At 68.8% G+C, this 4,908-nt stretch carries 5 protein-coding genes; 4 read left to right on the top strand and 1 reads right to left on the bottom strand.

Features of this window, described 5'->3' with window-relative positions; genetic code table 11:
• The first annotated feature begins 160 nt into the window (after positions 1-160).
• Positions 161-1,420, top strand: a complete 1,260-nt coding sequence (locus ON39_RS25000; RefSeq protein ID WP_040738038.1) for an MFS transporter — start codon at positions 161-163, stop codon at positions 1,418-1,420.
• Between the two features lie 22 nt (positions 1,421-1,442).
• Entirely contained in the window at positions 1,443-2,399 is a 957-nt protein-coding gene (locus ON39_RS24995; protein WP_051187021.1) for an endonuclease/exonuclease/phosphatase family protein, read from the top strand.
• 4 nt (positions 2,400-2,403) lie between these two features.
• Here ON39_RS24995 and ON39_RS24990 read toward each other — a convergent pair whose 3' ends face one another.
• Positions 2,404-3,396, bottom strand: coding sequence for an EamA family transporter (locus tag ON39_RS24990; RefSeq protein ID WP_040738035.1), 993 nt, complete (start codon positions 3,394-3,396; stop codon positions 2,404-2,406).
• 38 nt (positions 3,397-3,434) lie between these two features.
• Between ON39_RS24990 and ON39_RS24985 the strand changes: the two genes are divergently transcribed.
• The gene (locus ON39_RS24985) at positions 3,435-3,965 is read left to right on the top strand and encodes a CGNR zinc finger domain-containing protein (protein WP_040738033.1); all 531 of its coding nucleotides are present in this window, start codon (positions 3,435-3,437) and stop codon (positions 3,963-3,965) included.
• A 186-nt stretch (positions 3,966-4,151) separates the two neighbouring features.
• Positions 4,152-4,908, top strand: a 757-nt coding sequence (locus ON39_RS24980; protein WP_255219297.1) for a diguanylate cyclase domain-containing protein, incomplete at its 3' end; no start/stop codon positions are given.

Below are 4,908 nucleotides of genomic sequence, written 5' to 3'. Positions count from 1 at the left end.
GTACGGCATGCATGAGTGAAAGTCGTTGCGGCGGTGGGTGAAGTGGTGACGCGGTAGCGAACTGTGGTGCGGCGGCACGACGTACCTCGAGCCGAGTTCAATTCCGTTGCGGCCAGCGCTCTTACATTGGGGCCGTCGGCGACCGATTCAGGGTAGCGTGATGGCGGTCACAACCGGCTCGGAATCGGACTCCGTCATGAACAAGTTGCTGTCGTGGCCCGCGGTGCTCTGCTGGCTGACCGTACTGCTGGAGGGCTACGACCTCGTCGTGCTCGGCGCCGTCATTCCCACCCTCATCGATCAGAAGCACGTCGGATTCACCGCCGCCGGTGCGACTTTCGCCGCGACCATGTCGCTGGTGGGAGTGGCCATCGGCGCGACCGGCTCGGGTCCGGTAGCCGATCGGTACGGTCGCCGGTGGGTGCTGGTGGGCTCGATCGTGGTGTTCTCGCTGTTCACCGCCGCCGTGCCGCTGGCCGGGTCGGTGAGCGTGTTCGCCGCGTTCCGCCTGGTCGCGGGCGTCGGGCTCGGCGCGTGCATGCCGACCGCGCTGACCATGATGGCCGAGCACATGCCGCCGGCGCGGAGGGCCTTCGCCAGCACGGTCACCATGACGGGTTATCACGTGGGTGCGGTGTGCGCGGCGCTGCTCGCGCTTCGGCTCGTGCCGAACTGGGAGCCGCTGTTCTACGCCGGTGGTGCGGCGGGACTCGTGCTGCTGCCGGTGGTGTGGGCGAAGCTGCCGGAGTCCGCGGCTTATCTGGCGGCCAAGGACGCGCCGACACGGGTGCGGCCGACGGTGTTGCTGCGGCCGGTGTATGTGCGTGCGACGCTGGGGGTTTGGGTGGGTTCGTTCATGGGGTTGTTGCTGGTTTATGGGTTGAATACGTGGTTGCCGAAGTTGATGCGTGATGCGGGGTACAACATGTCGACGTCGTTGACGGTGTTGTTGATGTTGAATATCGGTGCGGTGGTCGGGTTGCTGACGGCGGGGGCGTTGGCGGATCGGCGGGGGATCAAGCCGACGGTGCTGGTGTGGTTCGGTGCGGCGGCGGTGTTTTTGGCGGTGTTGAGTGTCAAGGTTTCGAGCACGGTGTTGCTGGATGTGCTGGTGCTGGTGACCGGGATCTTCGTTTTCTCGGCGCAGGTGTTGATCTACGCCTATGTGACTCAGGCTTACCCGGCCGAAATCCGCGCCACCGCACTGGGATTCGCTTCGGGTGTCGGTCGTCTGGGTGCGATTTTCGGGCCGACGATCACCGGGTGGCTGATCGTGGTCGGCTCGGCGAATCCTTGGGGCTTCTACCTTTTCGCGGCGGTCGCGGGCATCGGCCTGCTCGCCATGGCCGCCGTCCCGCGAACCTCCGTCGACGGACTCGCGGCGGCCGCGCGACCAGACCCGCGGGTGCGCCCGGCGTAGCGCCCGTGTTTGGCTGTCCGATGTGAGATCTAGGGTGGTCCGGGAGGGTGTGCACGTGCTCGCGTGGCTCGTCACGGTGGCGGGCGCGGTAGGGGTCGGGTTGCATTTCAGCCGGTCGGGGTTCCGGCCGCTGGTGTTGGCGGCCTCGGGTGCGCCGTACCTGATGGCGGGTTCGCTGCTCGGTGCGGCGGCGTTCGCCGCGACCCGGCGGTGGCGCGGTGCCGCCGTCGCCGTCGTTGTCGTCGCCGCGGCCATCTGGACCCAGGTTCCGCTGTATGTCGGCGGCTCGGGCGACGAGAGCGGGCCGGAGGTGCGCGTGATGCAGGCCAACCTGCTGTTCGACGGCGCGGATCCGCGTGCGCTGGTCGACGAGGTACGAGCCCGGCGCATCGCGGTGCTCACCGTGAACGAACTGACACCCGCCGCGGTCGACGCGCTCGGCAGGGCGGGGCTGAATGAGCTACTGCCGCACCGGTATCTGTCCCCCGGCCGGACCGCGAGCGGGACCGGAATATGGAGCACCTATCCTCTGACGGACACCGTCGAGTACGACGGCTATGTGCTGAACCAACTCTCGGCCACCGCGACCATTCCCGGCGTCGGACCGGTCTCGGTCTTCGCCTTCCATCCGGTGCCGCCGGTGTACGGCACGGGCGTCTGGGCCGACGAATTGTCCAGGCTGCGAGCGATTCTCGAGCGCGCGTCCGCGGATCGGCCGGCCCTCGTCGGCGGCGACTTCAACGCGACCTACGACCACGCGCAGTACCGCGCGATGCTGTCCGGGCGCTTCGGCGACGCCGCCGAGCAGGCGGGCGCCGGACACCTGGTCACCTACCCGACCGACAAGCCGTGGCCGCCCGTGGTCGGCATCGACCACATCCTGGTCGCCGGTGGCCGGGCGGCCGAGGTCGAGACGGTCGGCCTGCCCGGCGCGGACCACCGGGCACTGGCGGCGCGGGTCCGACTGAATTCCCGCTGAATGCTCAACGCTCGGTGCCGGACTCGGCGACAGCGGCGGGCTCGGCGACAGCCGCCTCGGCCGAGGGATCGAACTCGCCCCGCCGGACCACGACGACGCCCGCGAGAATGAATGCGCCGCCGAGCAATTGGATGACGCGCGGCGCCTCGCCGAGCAGCGCCCACGCGAAGGCCAGCGCCGCGAGGACCTCGAAGAGGGCGACGAAGGACGCCAGCCGCGAACCGAGCAGCCGGGTGGCGGCGATGCCGGAGACATAGGCGATCGCGGCGGTCACGATGCCCAAGGCCAGGACCGGCGGCCACCAGGGAACCGAGAAGTGCTCGAAGACAACCGTATTCGTCGTCGCGTGCAGCGGAACGATGCCGACCGCGCCCGCGGCCAGCAGGGCTAGCCCGCCGACGAGGAGTCCGCCCGCGGCCAGGACGGTGCCCGGCAGCGTGCCGTCGCCGTGGGCGGACAGGACGAAGTAGCCCGCCGCCCCGATCATGGCCGCGAGGGCCCACACGAGGCCGACCCAGCTGGCGGTCAGGCCCGAGCGCAGGTCGATGACCAGGACCAGGCCGGCGAGGCCCAGTACCGCGCCGAGGACCGTCGCGACGCCGGGACGCTCGCGGTACCGCAGCCACAGCCAGCCGACCACGGCGATCGGCGCGGTGTACTCGATGAGCAGCGCGACGCCGACCGCCATGTGCGCGACGGCGTTGAAGTAGGCCAGCTGGGTGCCCGCGACCGCGATCAGGCCGTACGCGGTGATCAGTGAGGCGTTGCGGCGCAACAGGTTCCAGTCGCCGCGCAGCTGCCGCACCGCGATCGGCACGAGCACCGCCGCGGCCAGCAGCACGCGGATCGCCACGACCGACGCGGCGCTCCAGCCCGCGTTCATCAGGCCGCGGGCCAGCGAGCCGGAGAGCCCGAACGACGACGCGGACAGCACCGCGAGGATCAGTCCGCTTCGCAGTCGGCCTCGAGCGGTTGTGTCATGAGTCATCGTAGCCATGAACCATGACGCTATGACCGGCGATGTAATATGTCAACATGATTTTCGCTCATGACACCGAGGACTCGCTGGTGGCCGCGGTGGAGCTGGTGAACTCGGCGGAGGAGCCGGACACGCTGACCGAGATCGACCAGCTCGCAGCGTTTTTCGACAAGCACGGCTATACCGGCGCGCACGCGCGCGACGCCGCCGAGCTCGCGGCGGTCCGTGCCCTGCGCGCGCCGCTGCGCCGCATGCTGACCAGCGATCGCGACACCGCGACCGAGCTGGTGAACCAGACCCTGGCGCGGCATCGGGCGGTGCCGCAGCTCGTGCGCCACGACGACGTCGACTACCACATCCACGCGGTGCCGCCGGAGGCCCCGTTCCCGGTCCGGATCGCCGTCGAGACGGCGATGGCGCTGATCGACCTCATCCGCGCCGACGAGCTGAGCCGGCTGTCCATCTGCGCGGACAGCACGTGCGAGGGCCTCGTGCTCGACCTGTCGCGCAACCGATCTCGTCGCTACTGCAGCACGGCGTGCGGAAATCGCAATGCCGTCGCGGCCTACCGCGCGCGGAAGAAGTAGCGCGGCGGCCGGTTAGAATAAGCGCCGCACGGTGAAATGGATAGCGGGCCGATCTCACATTGCGCTGCCCGGACACCGGATTTACTGTCGATTTGCACGCCAAGCTGGATGACCAAGGGGTAACCGGGATGAATGCCCGGGTCCATTGTCGACCGAAGGCGGTATTCATTGACCGACAACCGATCGATGTTTCGAACATGGTGGCGGGACCCGGTCGATTACCGCGCCCTGGTCGAGACGTTCGAATCACACGGTGCGCTCGGTCGTTTCAAGTTCATGCTCGGGGCAGGCGGCCTGGTCATGCTGCTGATCGCGGTGCTCGCCTCGATCGCCCAGGGCGACGTGGCCGGGTGGGTCGGGCAGGTGCAGGGCGGGGTCGAGGCCGCCGTCGCCGGACTGTGGACGGTGCGCTGGTGGTTTCTGCCGTGGCCGCGCGAGGTCGAGTCGCTCGCCTGGATAGTGGTGTTCGATCTCGATACCACCGCCAATGATTTGCTGGTCCACGATCGCGTGATCGGGGTATTGGGCGTCGTGCTGCTGACGGCGATGGGCGCGTATATCACCGTGTTCCACGGTCCGCGCGTGCTGGCGCTGCATATCGGGTGGACGATCTCGACCAGCGTGGTGCTGGCATTCCTGATGTTCCGCGGCGCGATGGCGGATGCCTCCCGGGGCGGCGGGCACGAACGCGAGGACCTGGCGCTGGGTCTCGCGGTCGTTCTCGTCATGGTCGTCGTGGTCGGCGTCATGCTGCCGTTCGTGCAGTTCTGCCACTGGCTGCTGCGGGCCGACGCGCTCTCCGACCCGCTGACCGGGCTGCTGAACCGCCGCGGCCTCGACGCACACCTGTCCGCGCACATCGGGCACTGCCGCCGCGAATCCGCCTATGTGGCGACGGTGGACATCGACCGGTTCAAGGCCGTCAACGACACGTTCGGCCATC

Source organism: Nocardia tenerifensis NBRC 101015 (genome assembly GCF_000308715.1).
GTDB classification, from domain to species: Bacteria; Actinomycetota; Actinomycetes; order Mycobacteriales; family Mycobacteriaceae; genus Nocardia; species Nocardia tenerifensis.
The sequence above is the reverse complement of the archived record's forward strand: the minus strand, read 5'-3'. Positions and strand labels throughout refer to the sequence as shown.

Coding starts and splice junctions, on each gene's coding strand:
- ON39_RS25000 (WP_040738038.1), top strand. CDS start 161: ATGGCGGTCACAACCGGCTCGGAATCGGACTCCGTCATGAACAAGTTG.
- ON39_RS24990 (WP_040738035.1), bottom strand. CDS start 3,396: ATGGCTACGATGACTCATGACACAACCGCTCGAGGCCGACTGCGAAGC.
- ON39_RS24985 (WP_040738033.1), top strand. CDS start 3,435: ATGATTTTCGCTCATGACACCGAGGACTCGCTGGTGGCCGCGGTGGAG.